Source organism: Bacteroides sp. OF03-11BH (assembly GCF_003604005.1).
GTDB classification, from domain to species: Bacteria; Bacteroidota; Bacteroidia; order Bacteroidales; family Bacteroidaceae; genus Bacteroides; species Bacteroides ovatus.
Genome location: NZ_QTMW01000013.1, coordinates 30,751 through 51,815, shown reverse-complemented (window position 1 = coordinate 51,815; position 21,065 = coordinate 30,751). Strand labels below are relative to the sequence as shown.

21 protein-coding genes and 1 tRNA gene are annotated in these 21,065 nt (G+C 41.8%); 6 read left to right on the top strand and 16 right to left on the bottom strand.

Annotated features, from left to right (window positions below; all coding sequences use genetic code 11):
- Positions 1-2 precede the first annotated feature (2 nt).
- Complete coding sequence (locus DXA54_RS11980) at positions 3-497, top strand: dihydrofolate reductase (RefSeq protein ID WP_120079550.1); 495 nt, start codon at positions 3-5, stop codon at positions 495-497.
- Between the two features lie 3 nt (positions 498-500).
- Here the strand turns inward: DXA54_RS11980 and DXA54_RS11975 are convergent, their stop codons facing one another.
- Positions 501-980 (bottom strand): Lrp/AsnC family transcriptional regulator, encoded by a 480-nt coding sequence (locus tag DXA54_RS11975; RefSeq protein WP_004297952.1) that lies wholly within the window; start codon positions 978-980, stop codon positions 501-503.
- A gap of 152 nt (positions 981-1,132) precedes the next feature.
- Between DXA54_RS11975 and DXA54_RS11970 the strand changes: the two genes are divergently transcribed.
- Positions 1,133-2,410: an IgA Peptidase M64 gene (locus DXA54_RS11970; protein ID WP_120079548.1), complete on the top strand. Its 1,278-nt coding sequence runs from the start codon at positions 1,133-1,135 to the stop codon at positions 2,408-2,410.
- Positions 2,411-2,453: 43 nt separating this feature from the next.
- A complete protein-coding gene (locus DXA54_RS11965; protein ID WP_008650303.1) occupies positions 2,454-2,993 on the top strand; it encodes a GNAT family N-acetyltransferase in 540 nt (179 codons plus the stop codon).
- Positions 2,994-3,115: 122 nt separating this feature from the next.
- Here DXA54_RS11965 and DXA54_RS11960 read toward each other — a convergent pair whose 3' ends face one another.
- The 9 genes from DXA54_RS11960 to DXA54_RS11920 form a co-directional block, all read right to left on the bottom strand.
- Entirely contained in the window at positions 3,116-3,586 is a 471-nt protein-coding gene (locus DXA54_RS11960) for an ExbD/TolR family protein (protein ID WP_004297931.1), read from the bottom strand.
- A gap of 3 nt (positions 3,587-3,589) precedes the next feature.
- Complete coding sequence (locus DXA54_RS11955; RefSeq protein WP_004297930.1) at positions 3,590-4,183, bottom strand: ExbD/TolR family protein; 594 nt, start codon at positions 4,181-4,183, stop codon at positions 3,590-3,592.
- Positions 4,184-4,218: 35 nt separating this feature from the next.
- Positions 4,219-4,704, bottom strand: a complete 486-nt coding sequence (locus DXA54_RS11950) for a hypothetical protein (RefSeq protein ID WP_004297929.1) — start codon at positions 4,702-4,704, stop codon at positions 4,219-4,221.
- Between the two features lie 6 nt (positions 4,705-4,710).
- Positions 4,711-5,511 carry a MotA/TolQ/ExbB proton channel family protein gene (locus DXA54_RS11945; RefSeq protein ID WP_120079546.1) on the bottom strand — a complete coding sequence of 267 codons (801 nt, stop codon included), beginning with the start codon at positions 5,509-5,511 and terminating at the stop codon, positions 4,711-4,713.
- A gap of 74 nt (positions 5,512-5,585) precedes the next feature.
- Positions 5,586-5,673 (bottom strand) — tRNA-Ser (locus tag DXA54_RS11940).
- Between the two features lie 120 nt (positions 5,674-5,793).
- Positions 5,794-6,570: a TatD family hydrolase gene (locus DXA54_RS11935; protein ID WP_004327306.1), complete on the bottom strand. Its 777-nt coding sequence runs from the start codon at positions 6,568-6,570 to the stop codon at positions 5,794-5,796.
- Positions 6,564-7,280 (bottom strand): hypothetical protein, encoded by a 717-nt coding sequence (locus DXA54_RS11930; protein ID WP_004297925.1) that lies wholly within the window; start codon positions 7,278-7,280, stop codon positions 6,564-6,566. Before DXA54_RS11930 ends, DXA54_RS11935 begins: the two co-directional genes overlap by 7 nt.
- Positions 7,281-7,295: 15 nt before the next feature.
- Positions 7,296-8,270: a polyprenyl synthetase family protein gene (locus DXA54_RS11925; protein ID WP_004306794.1), complete on the bottom strand. Its 975-nt coding sequence runs from the start codon at positions 8,268-8,270 to the stop codon at positions 7,296-7,298.
- A 69-nt stretch (positions 8,271-8,339) separates the two neighbouring features.
- The gene (locus tag DXA54_RS11920) at positions 8,340-9,023 is read right to left on the bottom strand and encodes an energy transducer TonB (protein ID WP_004306792.1); all 684 of its coding nucleotides are present in this window, start codon (positions 9,021-9,023) and stop codon (positions 8,340-8,342) included.
- A gap of 217 nt (positions 9,024-9,240) precedes the next feature.
- Between DXA54_RS11920 and cmk the strand changes: the two genes are divergently transcribed.
- The 3 genes from cmk to pfkA all read left to right on the top strand — a co-directional run bounded on the left by cmk (position 9,241) and on the right by pfkA (position 11,985).
- Positions 9,241-9,927, top strand: a complete 687-nt coding sequence (cmk, locus tag DXA54_RS11915) for a (d)CMP kinase (RefSeq protein WP_120079594.1) — start codon at positions 9,241-9,243, stop codon at positions 9,925-9,927.
- A gap of 8 nt (positions 9,928-9,935) precedes the next feature.
- Positions 9,936-10,805 (top strand): 4-hydroxy-3-methylbut-2-enyl diphosphate reductase, encoded by an 870-nt coding sequence (locus tag DXA54_RS11910; RefSeq protein WP_004312427.1) that lies wholly within the window; start codon positions 9,936-9,938, stop codon positions 10,803-10,805.
- Between the two features lie 199 nt (positions 10,806-11,004).
- A complete protein-coding gene (gene pfkA, locus DXA54_RS11905; RefSeq protein ID WP_004297914.1) occupies positions 11,005-11,985 on the top strand; it encodes a 6-phosphofructokinase in 981 nt (326 codons plus the stop codon).
- Positions 11,986-12,686: 701 nt separating this feature from the next.
- Here pfkA and DXA54_RS11895 read toward each other — a convergent pair.
- The 6 genes from DXA54_RS11895 to DXA54_RS11870 form a co-directional block, all read right to left on the bottom strand.
- Positions 12,687-13,895: a PepSY-associated TM helix domain-containing protein gene (locus tag DXA54_RS11895; protein ID WP_120079544.1), complete on the bottom strand. Its 1,209-nt coding sequence runs from the start codon at positions 13,893-13,895 to the stop codon at positions 12,687-12,689.
- An 89-nt stretch (positions 13,896-13,984) separates the two neighbouring features.
- The gene (locus DXA54_RS11890) at positions 13,985-15,373 is read right to left on the bottom strand and encodes a DUF4374 domain-containing protein (RefSeq protein WP_004306780.1); all 1,389 of its coding nucleotides are present in this window, start codon (positions 15,371-15,373) and stop codon (positions 13,985-13,987) included.
- A gap of 40 nt (positions 15,374-15,413) precedes the next feature.
- Positions 15,414-17,828, bottom strand: coding sequence for a TonB-dependent receptor (locus tag DXA54_RS11885; RefSeq protein WP_120079542.1), 2,415 nt, complete (start codon positions 17,826-17,828; stop codon positions 15,414-15,416).
- A gap of 192 nt (positions 17,829-18,020) precedes the next feature.
- Positions 18,021-18,872: an SDR family oxidoreductase gene (locus DXA54_RS11880; protein WP_004321850.1), complete on the bottom strand. Its 852-nt coding sequence runs from the start codon at positions 18,870-18,872 to the stop codon at positions 18,021-18,023.
- Positions 18,869-20,092: an NADH:flavin oxidoreductase gene (locus DXA54_RS11875; protein ID WP_008650285.1), complete on the bottom strand. Its 1,224-nt coding sequence runs from the start codon at positions 20,090-20,092 to the stop codon at positions 18,869-18,871. Before DXA54_RS11875 ends, DXA54_RS11880 begins: the two co-directional genes overlap by 4 nt.
- Positions 20,093-20,143: 51 nt before the next feature.
- Positions 20,144-20,905 carry a DUF1295 domain-containing protein gene (locus DXA54_RS11870; RefSeq protein ID WP_008650284.1) on the bottom strand — a complete coding sequence of 254 codons (762 nt, stop codon included), beginning with the start codon at positions 20,903-20,905 and terminating at the stop codon, positions 20,144-20,146.
- Between the last annotated feature and the right edge of the window lie 160 nt (positions 20,906-21,065).

Sequence of the window (21,065 nt, the reverse complement as noted above, 5' to 3'; positions counted from 1 at the left end):
AGATGAGTAAAGTATCAATCATTGCTGCCGTAGACCGCCACATGGCTATAGGCTTCGAAAATAAACTTCTTTTCTGGTTACCGAATGATTTGAAACGTTTCAAAGCATTAACTACCGGAAACACTATACTTATGGGACGCAAAACTTTCGAGTCATTACCGAAAGGCGCATTGCCCAATCGCAGAAATATCGTTTTATCTTCCAATCCGGATACAGTATATCCCGGTACGGAAGTTTTTCCTTCACTCGAAGCAGCTTTGAAAAGTTGCCGGGAGGATGAACACATTTATATTATAGGAGGTGCAAGCATTTATCAGCAGGCTCTTTCTTTCGCTGACGAACTTTGCCTGACAGAGATAAACAGTACGGCTCCCGAAGCGGACGCCTATTTTCCGGAAGTATCCCAAGAGCTGTGGCAAGAGAAAAGCAGAGAAGCTCATCCTGCGGATGAGAAACATCTCTGCTCCTATGCTTTTGTTGATTACGTGAGAAAATAATGATTAATCTTCATCTTCTATGTCGACCATAATCGGCATTTGCCGCTTAATGGCTTCATGGAAGGAGATTAATGTTTCGGTACGTGCCAAGCCCAATGGTTGCAACTTATCGTGAATAATACTCAATAAGTGGTGGTTATTCTTTGCGTAGATTTTGATAAACATATCGTATTTTCCGGTAGTGAAATGGCATTCCACCACTTCGGGAATAGCTTCTAACGCTTTTGTTACCGAATCAAAGGATTCGGGGTCTTTTAGATATATACCAATATAAGCGCAAGTCTCATATCCGATTTTCTCGGGGTCGATGACATACTCCGAACCTTTTAATATTCCTAGATTAGTAAGCTTCTGAATACGCTGATGGATCGCAGCGCCGGAAACATTACATGCTCTTGCCACTTCCAAAAAAGGAATACGCGCATTCCCTGCAATCAGTTTCAGAATTTGCTCATCTAAAGCATCTAATTGATGATGTCCCATTTTTGAATCAAATTGTTTTTATCAATGAATCTTTTATGCAAAGTTAGCGATTTTTCGACAACAAATACTATAATCTATTACTTTTATTTGCAGAAAGCGGATAAGTCAACAATAGTTCGTACCTTTGCGAAAAACATAAATATACTATTTATATGAAACATATTTGCTGTATCATTCTGTGTTTCTGTACTTCTATAGGAAGTTACGCACAGAATTTTGCTGATTATTTTCAGAACAAAACATTGCGAGTGGATTATATTTTTACCGGGGATGCTACACAACAGGCTATTTATCTGGATGAGCTATCACAACTTCCTACCTGGGCAGGACGTCAACATCATCTTTCGGAACTTCCACTGGAAGGTAACGGACAAATTCTTGTGAAAGACCTTGCCAGTAAACAGTGTATCTACAAAACTTCATTTTCTTCTTTATTTCAAGAATGGCTGTCAACAGACGAAGCCAAAGAAACAGCCAAAGGATTTGAGAATACCTTTCTTCTTCCCTATCCCAAACAGCCTGTGGAAGTAGAAGTTACTTTGTATTCTCCACGAAAGAAAACAATGGCTACTTACAAACATATCGTGCGCCCGGATGACATATTGATTCATAAACGGGGAGTATCACATATTACTCCACATCGGTATATGCTGCAAAGTGGCAATGAAAAAGACTGCATAGATGTTGCTATCCTGGCAGAAGGGTATACAGAAAAAGAAATGGATGTATTCTATCAGGATGCACAACGCACCTGCGAAAGTTTATTTTCTTACGAGCCGTTCCGCTCCATGAAGAGTAAATTTAATATTGTTGCCGTAGCCAGTCCTTCTACAGACAGCGGTGTCAGTGTTCCTCGCGAAAACCAGTGGAAGCAAACGGCGGTTCACTCCCATTTCGATACTTTTTACTCGGACCGTTATCTGACTACCAGCCGGGTAAAGTCTATCCATAATGCATTGGCAGGCATCCCCTACGAACATATCATTATCCTGGCTAACACGGATGTATATGGTGGTGGAGGAATATACAATTCGTATACGCTGACCACGGCCCATCACCCGATGTTCAAGCCGGTAGTCGTACACGAATTCGGACACAGTTTCGGTGGATTAGCTGACGAATATTTCTATGATGATGATGTGATGACAGATACTTATCCGCTGGATGTCGAACCATGGGAACAGAATATTTCAACACGTGTGAACTTCGCTTCCAAATGGAAAGATATGCTTCCGTCAGGTACCCCGATCCCGACCCCCATTGCTGAAAAAAAGAAATATCCCGTAGGAGTATATGAAGGAGGTGGCTACTCTGCCAAAGGCATTTATCGTCCGGCTTATGACTGTCGCATGAAAACAAACGAATATCCGGAGTTTTGTCCGGTTTGTCAACGTGCCATCCGTCGAATGATTGAATTTTATGTTCCTTAATGGAATACAATTATATTATTGTCAAACTTAAAACCCAAACCTCATGATTAGACTTCAACCAATTAGTACGTCGGATCTGCAACATTACAAATTCATGGAAGAGCTTCTAATTGATTCGTTTCCACCGGAAGAGTACCGTCAGTTGGAACAACTGCGCGAGTACACTGATCGTACGGGCAACTTTCATAATAACATCATCTTTGATGATGACCTGCCAGTCGGCTTCATTACCTATTGGGATTTTGACAGTTTCTACTATGTAGAACACTTTGCAACCAATCCTGCCCTGCGAAATGGAGGCTATGGAAAACGCACGCTGGAATACTTATGCAATTATTTGAAACGCCCGATCGTATTGGAAGTAGAACGTCCGATAGAGGAAATGGCAAAACGACGTATCAGCTTTTATCAACGTCAAGGCTTTACGCTGTGGGAAAAAGACTATAGCCAACCTCCTTACAAGCCCGGAGATGATTTTCTGCCCATGTATTTAATGGTACACGGAGAATTGGATTGTGAAAAGGATTTTGAAACAATCAAAAAGAGAATACATAAAGAAGTATATGGAGTAAAAGACAACTAATTAAATTAGGTAGCAGCTCGAAATTAGTTTCACAAATGGAAAACCTTACTCCAGCTACGTATATATAAAAAGGGCGTTCAATTTGAATTGAACGCCCTTTTTATATATATTGAATTAACTAATTACTTCTCACCACGTTTCGTAGCCGAATAGTTAATCTTCAAAGCATAAGATTTTCTAAGAGCATTTTTTACATCAGTAACAATACCCATCTTTGTCTTCTGATCTACTTTCAGAGACACAGTCATCTTAGCAGCATCGCCTTCATTCATACTCGCACGTTCCTGAAAAATGAAGTCTTGTACTTCACCCACTTCAGCATAACTGTCATTCAACTGAATACGACTTTCAGTACCCATTTTCGCGCGATATTCTTGTGTAGGTTCCCCTACATAAATGAATGTTACCAGTGATTTCTTCTCCAGTTTTTCGAGTTCAGTACCTTGCGGAAGTGTAAACTGCACCTTTAATGTTACCTCACGCATCGTTGTTACAATCATAAAGAAGAACAACAAGGTAAAGATAAGGTCAGGCAACGAAGAAGTATTCAATGCCGGCATTTCACGTTTACCAGTCTTATTAAATTTTCCCATTACTTACTTCTTTTTTTCTCCGTATTTTTTAGGTTCTGCTTCAGAAATTCGTTGCGGATAAACTTCACGAACAGCTTTCTGCTGTGCATCATTCAGTTCAGCGTAAGTAACCCCAAACTTTTCTTGAGCTAACTCATCTCTCAATTCATTGTATGCAGCTACCAATTCGTTCTGCACACTTATATATGCCTGATAAGAAGACCCGCGGTCATTCTGCAAAGAAATTACATGCTTATCATTAACAAGAGTAGTACCAAAGAAATCGACATTTTTTTGTGTCTTTTCCGGCATATTCTCAGCGTTATTGATGTTAGCAATAAACTCTTTGGCTTTCTGCCTCAACTGATCAACACCAATATAATCATTCCCGCACATCAAAGCATCATCTTTATTCAGATAAACCTGCAGGATGTTACGTTCTTTAATTTTATCGGTATTCTCATTCTTTTCATCTTCGGGTGGTGGAGGCAAAAGTCTTGCCAAACCACGGTCCGTATCCATTGATGTTGTAATCAAGAAGAAGATCAGCAACAAGAAAGCAATATCCGCCGTAGAACTTGAGTTTATATCAGGAACTTTTCTTTTTCCTTTTGCCATTTTAATAACTTATTTAATCGAGTATCCTCAATTGATTACGACAATTTTTTCTTTATACCACTCGCAATGATTGCAACAACTGTCACAAACAACAATATGTAAATAGAATAAAGGAACATATCAGTTACTTTCAGCCAAAAAGGAACATTGTCTGTACCACTATAGCCAGGAATCTGCATTGGTGTACCATCACCCATTGCCCAAGCTACAATAAGAACAACAGCTAAAAGAACCAAACCAAGTAAAGACTTGATGGCATTTGCCGGGTTATCCTTCAAAGCTGCACCAAATTGGAATACAGCAGCAATAACAGTGGCTGCAATGGCTAAGCCAAACAAAACGTACATCAGATAGAGTAAGGCGTCTGTTTGAGCCGGTTGCCACATTTCGGGATCTACTCCCGGAATTAAGGCATCGCCCGAGGCATCTCCTCCTAAGAAGAACAAGCCAATAACGATCAGAATAATAGCAAACATCGCATACAGTGCGTAATACGATATTCTATATGTTAACTTACTCATTTTAGATTATTTTTTGTATTTCAAGTTATATTTGATTACCATATCAAGCAAAGAGATAGAAGAATCTTCCATTTCACTTGTAAGAGCCTCAATTTTAGAAAGTACGTAGTTGTAGAATACCTGAAGGATCAATGCTACGATCAAACCGAAGATAGTTGTAATCAAGGCAACTTTCATACCACCTGCAACAACCGTCGGAGAGATATCACCTACCTGCTGGATTTTATCAAATGCCTGCACCATACCAATTACAGTACCCAAGAATCCGAGTGACGGAGCCATTGCGATAAACAGTGTGATCCAAGAACATCCTTTTTCAAGGTAACCTGCCTGTACACCACCATAAGATACAACTGACTTCTCAACTACGTCAATACCTTGATCGATTCTCATCAAACCTTGGTAGTAGATAGAAGCAACCGGACCTCTGGTGTTACGAGCAATGTCTTTAGCAGCTTCAACATCACCTTTTTCCAAAGCAGCTTCGATAGATGCCATGAATTTTTTTGTGTTGATTTCAGCCAAACTCAAATAAATGATACGTTCAATACAGAAAGCCAAACCGATCACCAAAGCGATAGCTACCAAACTCATGAAAGATGCAGTACCTTCGATGAATTTAACTTTGATTTCCTTGTGAATACCACCCTCTTCTGCAGCAGGAGCATCAGCTGTAGTAGCTTCAGCGGCAGGAGCAGCTTGTTGTTCAGTTTGTTCTGCTGCAGGAGCGTCTTGAGCCTGAGCAAGTTGAATTGAGCCAAAAGTGAAGGCCCCAATCACAGCAACAATTGCAAATAACTTTTTCATTGTGTGTCTAATTTTTAAGATTAATTAATTGATTATTATTATTGTATTTACTTCTCATCTCTCTTTCATTTCTGCGGAGAGACGGGGATTCGAACCCCGGATACGCTTTTGGCGTATACACGCTTTCCAGGCGTGCCTCTTCAACCACTCGAGCATCTCTCCCTCTGAGTTTTCAGCATTTTCAGCTACAAATGTATTCTTTTTTTTCTTTTCAAGAAGCATTCTCCCTCTTTTATCTCGAATAAATACGGCAAATTAATATAATTTAAAACCTTTCGAACCTTATTTGCGGATTCCGAACACTTTTAGCGCATTCACAGAAGTGACCTGTGCCACGTACTCCGGATCCCTCTGATAAATATCAGCCACCTTCATGAGTGTGTCTCTCACATTGGCACTTTCATTTCTCTTTCCCCGGTTCGGCACGGGAGCCAAATAGGGAGAATCGGTTTCGAGCACAATGCGCTCTAAAGGAACAGTCGTCAATGCCTCCGGCAAAGTCGATTTCTTGAAAGTTACAACTCCATTGATACCTAACATAAATCCTTCAAATTCCAACAATTTCGCCGCTTCTTCCGATGTCCCGGTAAAACTATGAAAAATGCCGGTCAAAGAGGTATTTTTATAGGGTTCCATTACCTTATATATATATTCAAACGCTTCTCTTGAATGGATTACAATGGGAAGACCATATTCCAGCGCCCACTCTATTTGCTTTTCAAAAACCAAGATTTGCTCTTTCAGAAAAGTCTTGTCCCAATAAAGATCAAGACCTATTTCTCCGATAGCCACAAACTCACGGGAAGTCGACAAGTATTTGTGAACAATCGCTAATTCCTGTTCATACGATTCATTGACAGAAGTAGGGTGCAGTCCGATCATCGGATAGCAAAATCCCGGATAATCCCTACAAACCGACAACATAGCATCAATGGTCGTACTGTCTATATTGGGCATAAAAATATAGGAAACTCCCGCTTTCTGCGCACGTTCCATCACCAATGGCAGGTCTTCGGTAAATTCTTCAACAAAAAGATGAGAATGAGTATCGATCAACATGATATTTCTTTTTCTTCTTTTATTTTTTCGCTGGAGCGATAATAATATATCAGTCCATAGTCGCGGCATTTTTCTAATCGGGTATCATTGGGAGTGACATCCTGGTATTTGGCTTCTACCTGATTCCAGATATCCAAAATCAATTCATCGGCACGGTCACGCATAGACGCCAGTTCATCAAGACTACGATTGGTTAATGCCTGATAGTTCTTCTGCCGTTCATAGCTTTCCAGAAAAATATCATAATGCACTTTTACGCGTGCAATAGTCGGATTATAAATAGGTATGCCACCTTGAGTGGTCCTTAATTGTTCGCCTTCGATTATTTTCTTCCCCCACTCTACCAGAGAGGCTTCACTCAACAGGTCCGGTACGGTATTGGAAGCAGGCAAGCCATATAACTCTTTATGTGCCACCTTGATTTCATCACGAAGCACTGCCAAATTGAGCACCTGAATAAAATGAGAGATATACAGCCGGGCAGTCTTCACATTCATCTGGTGTTTACGGCTGGCACGCGACTGATTATCGTAGCACTGGGTATAATAAATTTGCGCTGCCTCAAACCGATGCAAAAAGTTACGCGCTTCAAATAATGTCTTCAATGTAATAGCCAAGTCACGCACATTATACATCTCTCCCTTTTCGACAGCCGCTTTCAGCGCCCGAACTCTTGCTTGATCAGTATTTGGTAGTCGTCTATAAGGCATATCTCCGATACTTAACTACATTTCACGATACATTAATAATTTCACCAGATTCTTCAGTTCTTTTTTTCTGTCTTCCGCAACAGCTACCGCCGCCAGACTTTCCATAGCGAACGTATAATATTCACGCATTTTGCTTTCACAAATATTGCGGATATTCAACTGATTATAGATTTCAGTTACCGCTTCGATTTTTTCAGAAGGTTGAAAAGCCTCCGCATTCAACCAACGATTCAATTCAGCATGCTGCTTTTCATCCGCACGGTTCAGTGCTTTGATAAGCATATATGTTTTTTTATTGCAGAGGATGTCTCCACCTATCTTCTTCCCGAACACTTCCGGATCACCATATACATCCAACAAATCATCCTGTAACTGGAATGCTACTCCAATATGCATTCCAAAATTATATAGATTTTCTGCATCTTCAGCAGTCGCTCCTGCCAGAATTGCACCTATTTTAAGACTACCCGCAAGCAACACGGCTGTTTTCAAACGAATCATTTCAATGTATTCGTCTTCTGTAACGTCACAGCGAGATTCAAATTCCATATCCAGTTGCTGTCCTTCACAGATTTCGAGTGTAGTCAAACTGAATAAATCCATCACTTCTTTCAGGTGTTCCGGTGGACAACCCGTCATATACCGAAATGCCAGAATCAACATAGCATCTCCCGAAAGTACAGCAGTATTATCATTCCAGACCTTGTGCACGGTAGGTTTCCCTCTGCGCACATCCGAACGATCCATCAAATCATCATGCAACAAGGTGTGATTGTGGTAAACTTCAATCGCAGTGGCAGGATCGTATATAGACGCAACATCCTCCCGATACAAGTTATATCCCATCAACATTAATACAGGACGTATCCGCTTCCCACCCAGAGAAAGGATATATTCAATCGGTTCATAAAGTCCTTTCGGCGTCCGGGTAAACTGGATTTCAGAAATATGATTATTTATCTTATCGAGTAATTGAGAAGCTGTAAACATGATGAATAAAAAAATTAATGAATAAAAAGAGGCTGCCGAAAGCAGCCTCTCCATTTATAGTGTTACAAATTACTGCAATCTAAACATCACAGGAACTGTAAATTTAACACGTACCGGTTTTCCGCGCTGCATACCTGGTTTCCACTTCGGCATGGTATTAATCACACGGAGGGCTTCTTTATCCAGATACGGGTCGACGCTACGTACAACCTTCGCATCTACGATACTACCGTCTCTGTTAACAACGAACTGTACGATAACACGTCCTTGAGTTCCGTTTTCCTGTGCGATAGTCGGATATTTAATATTTTTTGCCAGATACTGCATCAAAGCTGCTTGTCCGCCCGGGAAGTCCGGCATATTTTCTACAACCTCGAAAATAGTCTGTTCTTCCGGTTCTTCTTCAACCACTTGTACAGGCACATATTTTACTTCTACACGAGCTTGATTATCTTCATTGATAATAGTTGTTGTTTCCTCAATATCAGCTTTATCATCCACAATCTCCAGCAATTCTGCTACCTTTGGAGCTTCAGGTGGTGGTGGAGCTGCTTGTTCAGGGGTTTCGGTAATAGGAATAATTTCCTCTTCAAACACGACATCGGCTACTGCCTGGCTTGTATCTATCTTCACGTCACGCTGGGTCCATTCGAACGCCACGAACATGAAAGCTAGAACTACCACGTAACCAACGAGCAACCATGTAGACTTCTTGCCTTCCAGGTCTGCCTTGGGTGATTTTTTAACTTCCATAAATTTATTAATATAATGATTAAAAAAAAGTGTCCTTTCATGTGTCTCCGGGCAAATATAGTACATTTTCATGTATTCGTTTCCCTCTTTGCCTCTTTTTATCCGGCTTTTTAACTTTTTTAATTCTTTCGTACTTGTCTTGCTCCTTTTAACGGCAAACTTATGGTTGATTTTCAAATTTACCGTATCTTTGGCGAACAAATCAGATGAACTGAATATGAAAAAGATAACAATTGCAATCGATGGCTTTTCCTCTTGTGGAAAAAGTACAATGGCCAAAGATCTTGCCCGCGAAGTGGGTTACATTTACATTGACAGTGGAGCCATGTATCGTGCGGTCACTTTATATAGTATAGAGAACGGGATTTTCAACGGAGACGTGATCGATACGGAGAAACTGAAAAAAGAAATCAAGAATATTCGTATATCTTTCCAGCTGAATAAAGAAACCGGACGTCCCGACACGTATCTGAACGGCGTGAATGTGGAGAATAAAATCCGTTCAATGGAGGTTTCTTCCAAAGTGAGCCCTATCAGTACGCTTGACATCGTACGTGAAGAAATGGTGGCGCAGCAACAAGCAATGGGAAAGGAAAAGGGCATCGTCATGGATGGCCGGGATATAGGAACTACCGTTTTCCCGGATGCGGAACTGAAAATATTTGTAACCGCCACTCCCGAAATCCGTGCTCAACGCCGTTATGACGAGCTGAAAGCAAAAGGACAGGAAGCCAGCTTCGACGAAATTCTGGAAAACGTGAAACAACGGGATTATATCGACCAGAACCGGGAAGTAAGTCCACTTCGCAAAGCTGAAGATGCTCTGCTTCTGGATAACACCCACTTATCGATTGAAGAGCAAAAGGAATGGCTTTTCGGACAATTTAATAAGGTAAGTAAATAATTTGCTTTATGATCAAGGTAGAGATAGACGAAGATTCCGGCTTCTGCTTTGGTGTGGTGACAGCCATTCATAAGGCAGAAGAGGAGTTGGCAAAGGGAGAGACTCTCTATTGTCTCGGAGATATTGTACACAATAGCCGGGAAGTGGAAAGGCTTAAAACGATGGGATTAATCACGATCAACCGGGAAGAATTCAAACAACTGAAGAATGCCAAAGTATTGCTTCGCGCACACGGAGAGCCACCGGAAACTTACATGATTGCCCGTGAAAATAATATAGAAATTATCGATGCGACCTGTCCGGTAGTATTACGTTTGCAAAAACGTATCAGACAAGGGTATCTGGCAGACAGTGACAAAGAAAAACAAATTGTCATATACGGCAAAAGCGGTCATGCTGAAGTGCTGGGATTGGTGGGTCAAACAGATGGAAAAGCAATTGTCATCGAAAAGGCAGAAGAAGCCAAAAAGTTGGATTTAAACAAAAGCATCCGTCTTTTCTCACAGACTACCAAGTCACTGGACGAGTTTCAGGAAATTGTGGAATACTTCAAGCAACATATTTCACCGGAGGCGACTTTCGAATATTATGATACTATCTGTCGTCAGGTTGCCAACCGGATGCCTAAGCTTCGGGAATTTGCGGCTACACACGATTTGATATTTTTCGTCAGCGGCAAAAAGAGTTCAAACGGAAAAATGCTGTTCGAGGAGTGTTTGAAGGTGAACACCAATTCACATTTGATAGATAACGAGAAAGAAATAGATCCTTCTCTCCTTCAAAACGTAAATTCAATTGGCGTATGTGGTGCGACTTCTACTCCTAAATGGTTGATGGAGAAGATTTACAATCACATTCGGACGCTCATCAAAGAATAACAGCTTTATTCTGACAAAGAATAATAGCAAAGCAACATAAGGAAACGGCAAAGTAACATGAACGAATAAAAGGAAAGCGAAAAAAGGTCATTTGAACATTTTTAATGTTTTCTTCTTACGAAAAAAAACTTCATAACCACTGCTTTCAACTTTTTGTTGTACATTTGCCGCGTCAAACTAATTAATGAGAGATTGTTATATGGGAACAGTTAAGTGTATCGGAATTTTGACCTCCGGAGGTGATGCTCCGGGAATGAACGCTGCTATACGTGCAGTGACACGTGCAGCCATCTACAATGGATTGCAAGTTAAAGGTATATACAGAGGATATAAAGGTCTGGTTACAGGTGAAATCAAAGAATTCAAGAGTCAGAATGTGAGTAACATCATCCAGTTGGGTGGTACTATCCTGAAAACGGCACGTTGTAAAGAGTTCACGACTCCGGAAGGTCGTCAGTTGGCTTATGACAACATGAAAAAAGAAGGCATCGATGCTTTGGTTATCATTGGTGGAGACGGCTCACTGACAGGTGCGCGTATCTTTGCACAGGAATTTGATGTTCCATGTATCGGACTGCCGGGAACTATTGACAACGACCTTTATGGTACAGATACGACCATCGGATATGATACTGCATTGAATACCATATTGGATGCCGTAGATAAGATTCGCGACACAGCCACTTCACATGAACGTTTGTTCTTCGTTGAAGTTATGGGACGTGATGCCGGTTTCCTTGCGTTGAACGGAGCTATCGCTTCGGGTGCGGAAGCTGCCATTATTCCGGAATTCAGTACGGAAGTCGACCAACTGGAAGAGTTTATCAAAAACGGATTCCGCAAATCAAAAAACAGTAGCATTGTATTGGTAGCCGAAAGCGAACTGACAGGAGGAGCCATGCATTATGCCGAACGTGTGAAAAACGAATATCCGCAATATGATGTACGTGTGACGATTTTAGGTCACCTGCAACGTGGTGGTAGCCCAACTGCCCACGACCGTATCCTGGCAAGCCGCCTCGGTGCTGCTGCTATCGATGCTATTATGGAAGATCAACGTAACGTAATGATCGGAATCGAACATGATGAAATCGTTTACGTACCGTTCAGCAAGGCTATTAAGAATGACAAACCAATCAAGAGAGATCTTGTCACTGTATTGAAAGAGCTTTCAATCTAATCTTTTTATTTTTAGGAGTTCAGCTTATATCAGTATATAAGATAAAGAGCGGTGGATGAACGGGAGATTTCCTTATCATTCACCGCTCTTCTTTCATTTATTCAATGCTTCTTTTCACCACAGAGGACACGGAGGACACAGAGGTGAATTTGTTTTATGACTTACGGTTGCGACCCTAATTTTGATGCGTAATCCTCCTACTATAAAGTTGAAAAAACATGAAAACATCTGCCACCTGCAACCAAACGCGTGTAATACACTAGTTAATAGATAGTTGTAACGTTGCAGATACTGTTGCAGATAGGTTGCAGATCAAAGTATCTGCCACACAGTATAAGCCTTGCAAAGCCAATTCTCCATGGGTGCAGAAGTTTATTGTATACATTAACTTCCCGTTTCCAGGCGGGGAACTGTCGTTTCCGGCATTAGAAATTACAGTTTCCACGGCAGGAAACGAGAGTTTCTAAGGCGGGACACTACAGTTTCTCCATAGGGTCCCCCAATTATCCCATAGCTTTGCACAAAGGGATCAAGGCTTTTTCTTTGATTATATAACGTGTTGCAGATACTTTATCTGCAACCTATCTGCCACAGGTATCTGCAACGTTACAACTATCTATTAACTAGTGTATTACACGCTTTTCGTTGCAGGTGGCAGATGTTTTTATGTTTTTCAACTTTATAGTAGGAAAAAATTTCATTCATTTCCGTACCTTTATGAGTCTTTTTATCCATAAATAATATCCAGTCAGTGGTAGTGCAGACCCCAATAAGGCAGCAATAAAGGTAAGTATGCGAGTAAACATTCCTCCCCAGTTACCAACATGCACAGAATAAATCCAACCACGAATCTTTCCCGACTTGTCTTGATGTTGATAAAGACTTGTTTCTGTAAATTCACCATTATCCGTATTGAAAGAATAACGGTCAGATGCCCGCTGATTACCGAAACGGTTGAAAGACACGCTTGCCGTACCAGAAGAAATACTGATTTGCTTATACTCCGGATTCTGACGTCTTAGTTTATCATAAATCTCTTGCCAATAAACGAATGGTGAAGTTACCGAGTACATATCACTATGATTGTTTTCCGGACGTCTGCTTCTTTCACCCTTTCGAACCTCATTTCCTTCTCTTTTCTTTTCCCGATGGGCTGCCAGTTTGGTATTTCTCTTTTGAGCATCACTTTTCTGTTCATGTCCTTGGGCGGCACGTTGCTGTACTTCTACCCCGAAGACCTTATAGAAAGCCGTCCGATACCACGGAAAAGACCAGGTCAATCCCGTCAGTGCCATAGCCAGTAGAAAGATCAGAGCATACATTCCACCTGCCACATGCAAGTCATACCAAAACCTTCTCCAACCTTTTGTTGCTGTTATTTTCAGGCTATTCTTCAATGCTTTACGTGTACGCGGCCACCAAATGACAATTCCCGAAATCAGTACAAAAACAAGTAAAAGCGTACTGACACCTACAATCATTTTGCCCCAAAAGATTCCTTCATTTCCCGGATTCATACTATCCAGAAGCCAGCGATGCATTCGGAACATAAACATAAAAAAGCCGCTACGCTCGCTTTTTCCTTTTACTTCGCCCGTATACTGGTCTACATACAAAGATGCACGACGTGGTTTGGAAAGACTAACCTGATACGCACGTCCGGGATCAGAAGATATGCTGACACCGGTCACCGCTACACTGTCAGGCAATGTCGTCGCCACTTTTTCAAGCAACTTATCCATAGGAAGAGGAGGCCCCTTTACCGTTTCTACGTAGTAAAGGTCGCGTCGAAACCACTCATTCGCCTCATTTTCAAATACCAGCATGGCACCGGAGAAGCAGACAAGAGTTATTATCAGTCCGAAAGGGACGGAAAGCCACAAATGTATCTTTCTGAATATTTTTTTCATGTTTTCATTACTATTTCTTGAAAAAGCCTGCAAAGCTTTCCGCTCGGCAGGCTTTTATCTACAAAAGATTCTCTATTTAACCGACTGTATTATTTTGAAAGATATTCCATCTTACCTACCGTAGTGATAGCGTCAGCCTCTACCGTCAAACCTTTGACTGCCTTGCCTGTTTTTGCGTCTATTTTATAGAAGGCCGGTTTCTCGCCCGTAGTCACAGTGACAGCCATATAAGCATACCCTTTTTCTCCATAAGGCTCGCCACCAAACTTTCCGTCAGCCGGCAGACCTGTAACAGGCATAATCGTCTGATCTTCCGCCTTGAAAACAGCTAATTCGCTAACATCTGCACTTGTACCGCCATTAATCATATCTTCCGCTCCCTTTTTATACAATTGAAGCAGGAAGTAATCTTCAGAGATGTGCCAGCAACGGAAAATAGGATGTTTAGTGCCTATCTCTTCAAAGTTCACATAGTAATCCGGATCGAAATCTGTTGCGCCTGCTTTGATACGCATTGCGCCCGAAGGCTTCTGTCCTGTTACCTTCTTCAAATCTGAAGATGAAACTGCCGTACGTCCATATCCGGGAGAGAACACATAGACGTCACCATTATCAGCGGCCCAAATGGTCTGATAATATTGTGAACGCATACGACCGCATGCATAGCCTATTTTATCAGTCTTGGCAATCACCGGAGTCTCATTGAAGTTCGTGCCACTATAAATTGCCACATAAGCATTATCCGGGTATTGTGTAGAAGGAATGACACCGGCTGTATATGCACCGCTGCCGCTACCACCGTCAGTCTTAGTCACAAGTTCCTGATCTGTCACAGCTTCCGGCCATTTTTTAATACCGTACTTACTCATTCCCATTGGGATGACAGATGTATAAATCTTATTGTTAGCTTCAACCAGACCTGCCCATGAAACTTTTTCACCATTACCCAAGTAATTTTCGGCAAGCAAGGTACCCTCTTCCTGACTGCCATCGGTCGCATCCAAATAGTTGAACAACAATGCTTGAGCCACATTCTGATCCTCATCTGTTATTTTCGAGTCCCCGGTGGAAACAGTCACCACTTTATCCCCCCAGGTTCCATAAGACGTGATACGATTATAAGTGTATGTGTACTTTTCTTTCATTTTACCATCTGCCCCCAGATAATAGGAAGCTCCTGTACCTGCGCCACCTTTATTATAAACTAAAGCAAACACATAATCCAATCCTTTATATACCCAATAGGTACCGCCAATCACCTCGGTTCCATTCCCTTGAGTCGACACTGTTCCTTCATCCAAAGAATTGGCTACTACCAAATAACTTGCTTCACCGGTTGTGGCAGCCACCACATAAGCCGTTTCTCCATCAATTGGCGGGTTATCCACCGGATTATTATCATCGTCGCAAGATGCCACAAACACACCGCTACTCAAGCAAAAAGCTATGGCAAAAGCCTGTAATAAAAACTTCTTCATATATTCTTTATTATTGATTGATACTAAAAACTTACTCTTATTATTTACCGAAAAACACTCTGAACTTTCCATAGAATGCGCGCCCCGCTTTTTGCAGACTAAAATTGTCAAACAGTTGGGCATCGGTGAAATTCCGACATTCAAATGATACATTATAACGTCCATTCTTCATGGTGTAGGACAAAGACAGATTATGAGAAAACTGTTCCGGCACCATATTCTTTGAATCTTTATCTCCGAGATTCTCCCAGTAAAGAGGAAAATCGTGCTGCCAGTAGCTATCATAGCCGATGCTCAACACATTTCCTTTGACAAACAGGTCATTCCAATAAAAATTTGCATTGATATTAGCATAACGATAGGGCAGATTCGGCATACGCACTTTATAGTGCATGCTTTCTTGCAAAGAGGAACCCGCCAGAAACTTTTCGTAATCACGAGTATCGATGCTATTGAATGTTCCTCCTATATCAAACCAACGCGAGAAGCTATAAAGCAATGACAAATTATACCCTTTGGTCCTTACGTGACCGTGGTTCTCATAATATCCGTAGCTTGTTCCTCCCAATACGTCCAGTCCTCTTTTTATATAATCTTTCGTATCCCGATATATCAAACCGGCCTCGGCATACAATCCATGCTTGCCAAACTGATGATTATAGCTGAAACTCAAATTGACATTATCACTTTTCTCCGGTTTCAGATTCATTTTACCAGCTTCAAGGTCTTCATCTCCAAAGAGTTCGTCCGTGGTCGGCAGGCGGAAAGCCTTTTCGTACGAAAGTTTCACCTGAAGATCTTTCCATATAAAATAGGTACCTGCCGCTCCATATCCAAGAGCACTTGCCGTATTGGACAGATTGATATAATTGCCTATTCCATCCGTATTCTGCGATACCGGTCCCTTGTTGTATTGCCGATAATATTTGGCAAATGCCGACACATTCCATCTGTCCGACGGCATCAGACGGTAAGAAAGCCCGCTGACGTTTTTACGGGTGATTTTAGGAATAGAAAAGTCCGTGAATTTGGAAGAAGCACCGATGGTAGAGCGGCTCGTACGTTCAAAATCACTGATTACATGACTGAAAGTAAACGTATGCGCCTGTCCGATATGGTAATTCATCTTCAGCGTCCCATTCCAGTTTTTATTTTTAGATTCACTGTTCTGGTAAGACTGTTCTCCCCGGCTGCCTTTTTCATAAAAATCTCCACGCCAGTTGTAAGCCCGCGAAGCGGTATCGACATTGTTGGTGATATTATGATTGTAATTGGCAGTCAACAGCAGATCCAGGTTTTTCACCAATAAGTTCTTTTTGTAATATTCTAAAGAAGGGACCAACGAATGTCCTTTGCGGAATTTTTCACCGAACACGACATCTTGATAAACGCCTGTTTGTAACTCTTTATAGAAATGGGAATAATTGAAACTCAACGCCAAACGGTCTGCCCATTTCTTTCCTACCAGGCCGATTTTTCCAATCACGGCTTCATTATGATACTGGTCATTAAAACGTTTCAGATGATAAATCTTATTTTTGTCAAGTGGCGGGAAACGTACGCTTCCATCTTCTTTAATCTCAAATTCGCGTACGTAAGTATCTACATAATAATCATTATCCGAAAAGTTTTGAAAAGCATTGACTTCATACATAAAACCATTCTTAAACGTTTGTCCGAAGCGCACGTATGATTTATGAGTATTAAACGATCCGTAAGAATAGGAAGCATCCATAAACCACTTTCCGGGTTGTTTGTTGGTGACAATATTAACCACTCCCCCAATGGCATCGGTTCCGAATCCTACGGGAACCACTCCTTTATAGACTTCTATACGGTCAGCAAAATTAATAGGAACATTGTTCAAATCGAATGCAGCACCGGCTCCTTCCTGTGGTACGCCGTCAATGAAGATTTTCACATGTTTTCCGCTAAAGCCATCGATATACAATTGCATATCCGACCCCACTCCACCTGATTCGCGGAGTTTTACACCGGGCACTTTAGTCAGTGCACCCGCCAAAGTCTGCGTACTGTTATGCAATTTCTTCGCATCAATGGCTACCGCATTAAAAGCAGACTGATTCACACGGCCGACTCCGGATGTCGTGACCAGCACCTCTCCCAGTTCTTTTACCGCCGGCGCGATAGTGACGTTTACTTTTATTCTTTCTCCCTTGGCTAATTTAACTTTCTTTTCTACCGTTTGATAACCGATAGCCGAAACGACGAGTGTATATTCACCTGCTGTAGTTTTCAAATGATATATACCTTTTTCATCGGTATAGCATCCTTGGTTGGTTCCTTTCAGATAAACTGTCGCAAAATCCACCACTTCTTTCTCCGTGGACATCACTCTGCCCGAAATTAAACTACTACGGTGACGCCCATGTTGTGAATATACGGATACGGAAAACAAGAATGCCAGAAAAACCAAAAAATATTTATTGCTCATCTCCTTTTTACCTTTTTACTTTATAACCTTTTCATTGCTTTAAAAGCGATGCAAAGGTAAGCAGAAAGAGGGATGCCAAACAATCCCTATCTATTGGTAAAAATAAGACAACAAAAATGAGGTATATAGATATGTACAATACCTATATATAAGTAAATACTGGATAATTTAAATAAAAAAAGAAAAGAAAACCTACTTCAGCCAACTCGCCAACGCACGTTCCGTTACCTCCCACAACTGCTCTTTTTGCACATGATTCGTGTATTTATCAGACAAGTTTTTCCGGTGGTTATTGACATACAGTTGCCCTGTCACACCGGCTTCCTTTTCGTCCAACAGTAAACCGATTGCCGTAGAAGCCCCTTTCTTGGGTTTACGGATAAAAGGACGGAAAAAAATATCCGTCAACGGATCGAACCACTTGTGCATAGTGATGATATCAGTAGAAACAATTCCCGGATCGGCAGCATTGACGGTAATCCCCTTCTCTCGAAGTTGCTCGGAAAGTTCGAAAGTAAATAATAATAAAGCCAGCTTCGTGTTACTGTAAACAGGAATCCTCCAAAACGTTCCCGTTTTCCCTCTATGAAAGAAATCCGGGAAGTCGAGCTTGCCGATTGCGTATGTACAGGAAACCATATTTACGATACGCGCTCCACGCACCATCAACGGAATTAATTTCCGGGTAAGCAGATAAGGTCCCATGTAGTTCACACTTACCGTTCGTTCGAATCCTTCGGAAGTAGTATGAAAACCTGTCTCCATCGTTCCGGCATTATTCATCAACAAAGAGATGGGAAGATTCCTTTCTAAGATCTGACTGGCAAAAGCAACTACGGATTGCATAGAAGATAAATCGATAGCTATTACTTCCAAATCCGGGTTTCCGGTTTCCTTGCTCAAACGTTCACGAACAACCTCCGCTTTCTGCGGATGATAACAAGCCATTATGATTCGATAACCGGCTTTGGCTACGGCACGTGTTATTTCTGTTCCCATTCCTCCGTCCGCACCGGTGATGATTGCCCATTTCATTTCACTCATTTTTTCTCCAGTTTATCAATCTCCTTTTGTAAAGAGGAAGGTAATTGTTCTTTCAAATGTTGATGACAAGCCATTTCTATCGTATACATACGTCCTATGCAATAATTACTGTGTCCACAGTTGCAACGTGCTTGTTCCTCCTGTTTCATCCGGTTCACAAATCCCGGTTCGTTGAGCAAAGCTCTCGCCATCTGCACGGCATCAAAACCGGAATCGAGCACTTCATCTATTTTCTGACGGGAAACAAGACCACCGACATAAATCAACGGCGCATCCGGAAGAGCCGCACGGAATTTCAGTGCATCTTCAAGGAAATAGGCCTCTTTGAAGGGTACAGAGGGTATCATCCATTTGCCAAACATACGGACTCCGTATTTCAGCCACCAACAATTCATATAGTAAGACATCGAACGAATCGGCATGGCACCTCTCATTACATACATCGGCGCTTTACTGACAAAACCACCACTCAACACCAATCCATGAGCGCCAAGTTCCAACAGACGTTTGGCCACTTGTATGGATTCGTCTATCTCCATTCCTCCTTTGAAGCCGTCGCGCATATTCATTTTTACGAAAACTGCCATATCACTGCCTGCCGCTTTCATCACTTCTTCCATCACCATATCCATAAAACGCATCCGGTTTTCGAGCGAACCACCATATTCATCTTTCCGATGATTGGTGTAGGGAGACAGGAATTGACTAATCAAATAGCCGTGCCCCGCATGTACTTCAACGGCGTCAAATCCGGCTTTCCTCGCCAGATTGACTGCATTTCCATACGCTTTCGCCATTTCCGGCAGCTCCTCTTTTTCCATTCCACGCACAAACGTAGGAGAATAGAGGTTGAAGCCTGAAGATGCGGATATAGGAGTGACACCACAAATATTTCTATGGGACATATTTCCACAATGCCCGATTTGTATACCTACTGCGGCACCTTCATCGTGCACAGCCTTTGTCAGTTCATGTAAACGGGGAATAATGGACGGACGCAACCACAACTGACGGTCGAAAGAAAGTCCGCTTTGTGTCACGGCAGCATAAGCCACTGTTGTCATACCCACTCCCCCCGCAGCTACCGACCGATGGTAATCCAGCAACATCTGCGTGGGAGTATTCTCCGGACACATACTCTCAAAAGCTGCCGAACGGATCGTTCGATTCCGCAGCGTCAAAGGGCCAAAGGTGACCGGGCTAAAAAGTTTAGATTCCATAGTAGTTGATATTTTATTTAAGTCATATGTAAATCGTGATGAAGAGCGTCCCTAATAAAGGAAAGGAAACACTCGTTTCCGTTCTCCCACTGCGTCTCCGAATTCTTCGCGATAACGGCACCAAATAGCGTTGGCACGGGGAACAAGGTTAGCAATCGTCCACCAAAGGAAGACCAAGCCGGAAAGTGAACAAGTGAGTATCGCCCAACCTGCCCATTCTACTATCTCACCGAAATAGTTGGCGGAAGTGACATAACGGTACATCCCTTTTTGAGGCAGATAATGCCGGGTATCTCCCGGTTTGCGCAAATGGCGGATGATATAATCCGAATGCCAGTTCAACAACATACCTGTGAAAAAGAGCAGTGTGCCTATAATAAACCACGGCGAAGTGAACCAACCGGATTGATACATCGTTTCGGGAGCAAGATAAAAGATCCATTTTCCTTGCATATAGCCATTCAGCAAATTAAAAAGAACTCCCATCGACATGATTGCCAGCGGCATCTTACTTTTCCCAGTCAGCAACAGTGGGAAAATGAAAGCACGCTGAAAATAGTGGATTTGAAAGAAGAGGAAGAAAGTAAAGATCACCGGCTCGAACCTACGTTCGGAATATATCCACATCACGCACATCACCACGAAAACCGGAGCTTCCATCAATATCCAGGCTAGTTTATTGGAGATAGCTACACCCCACGATGCCGTGCGGAAAATACCATATCCGGCTTTCACAAAGTAAAGGGAGATAAAAACAAGCAAAGCAATCAGGCTCATCACACCCAGAAACAGATTAAAAGCATCTATACTCATATCGATCTATTTTGTAACACGCAAAAATAACAAAAATGAGATAAACGACGATACAAAAAATAGAAAGAATCTGAAGTACATTCTTTTACGAACATAAAAAAGGAGAAAATGTAAAATTTCCCGGATGCATACCTGAAATGATCAGACACACATCCGGGAT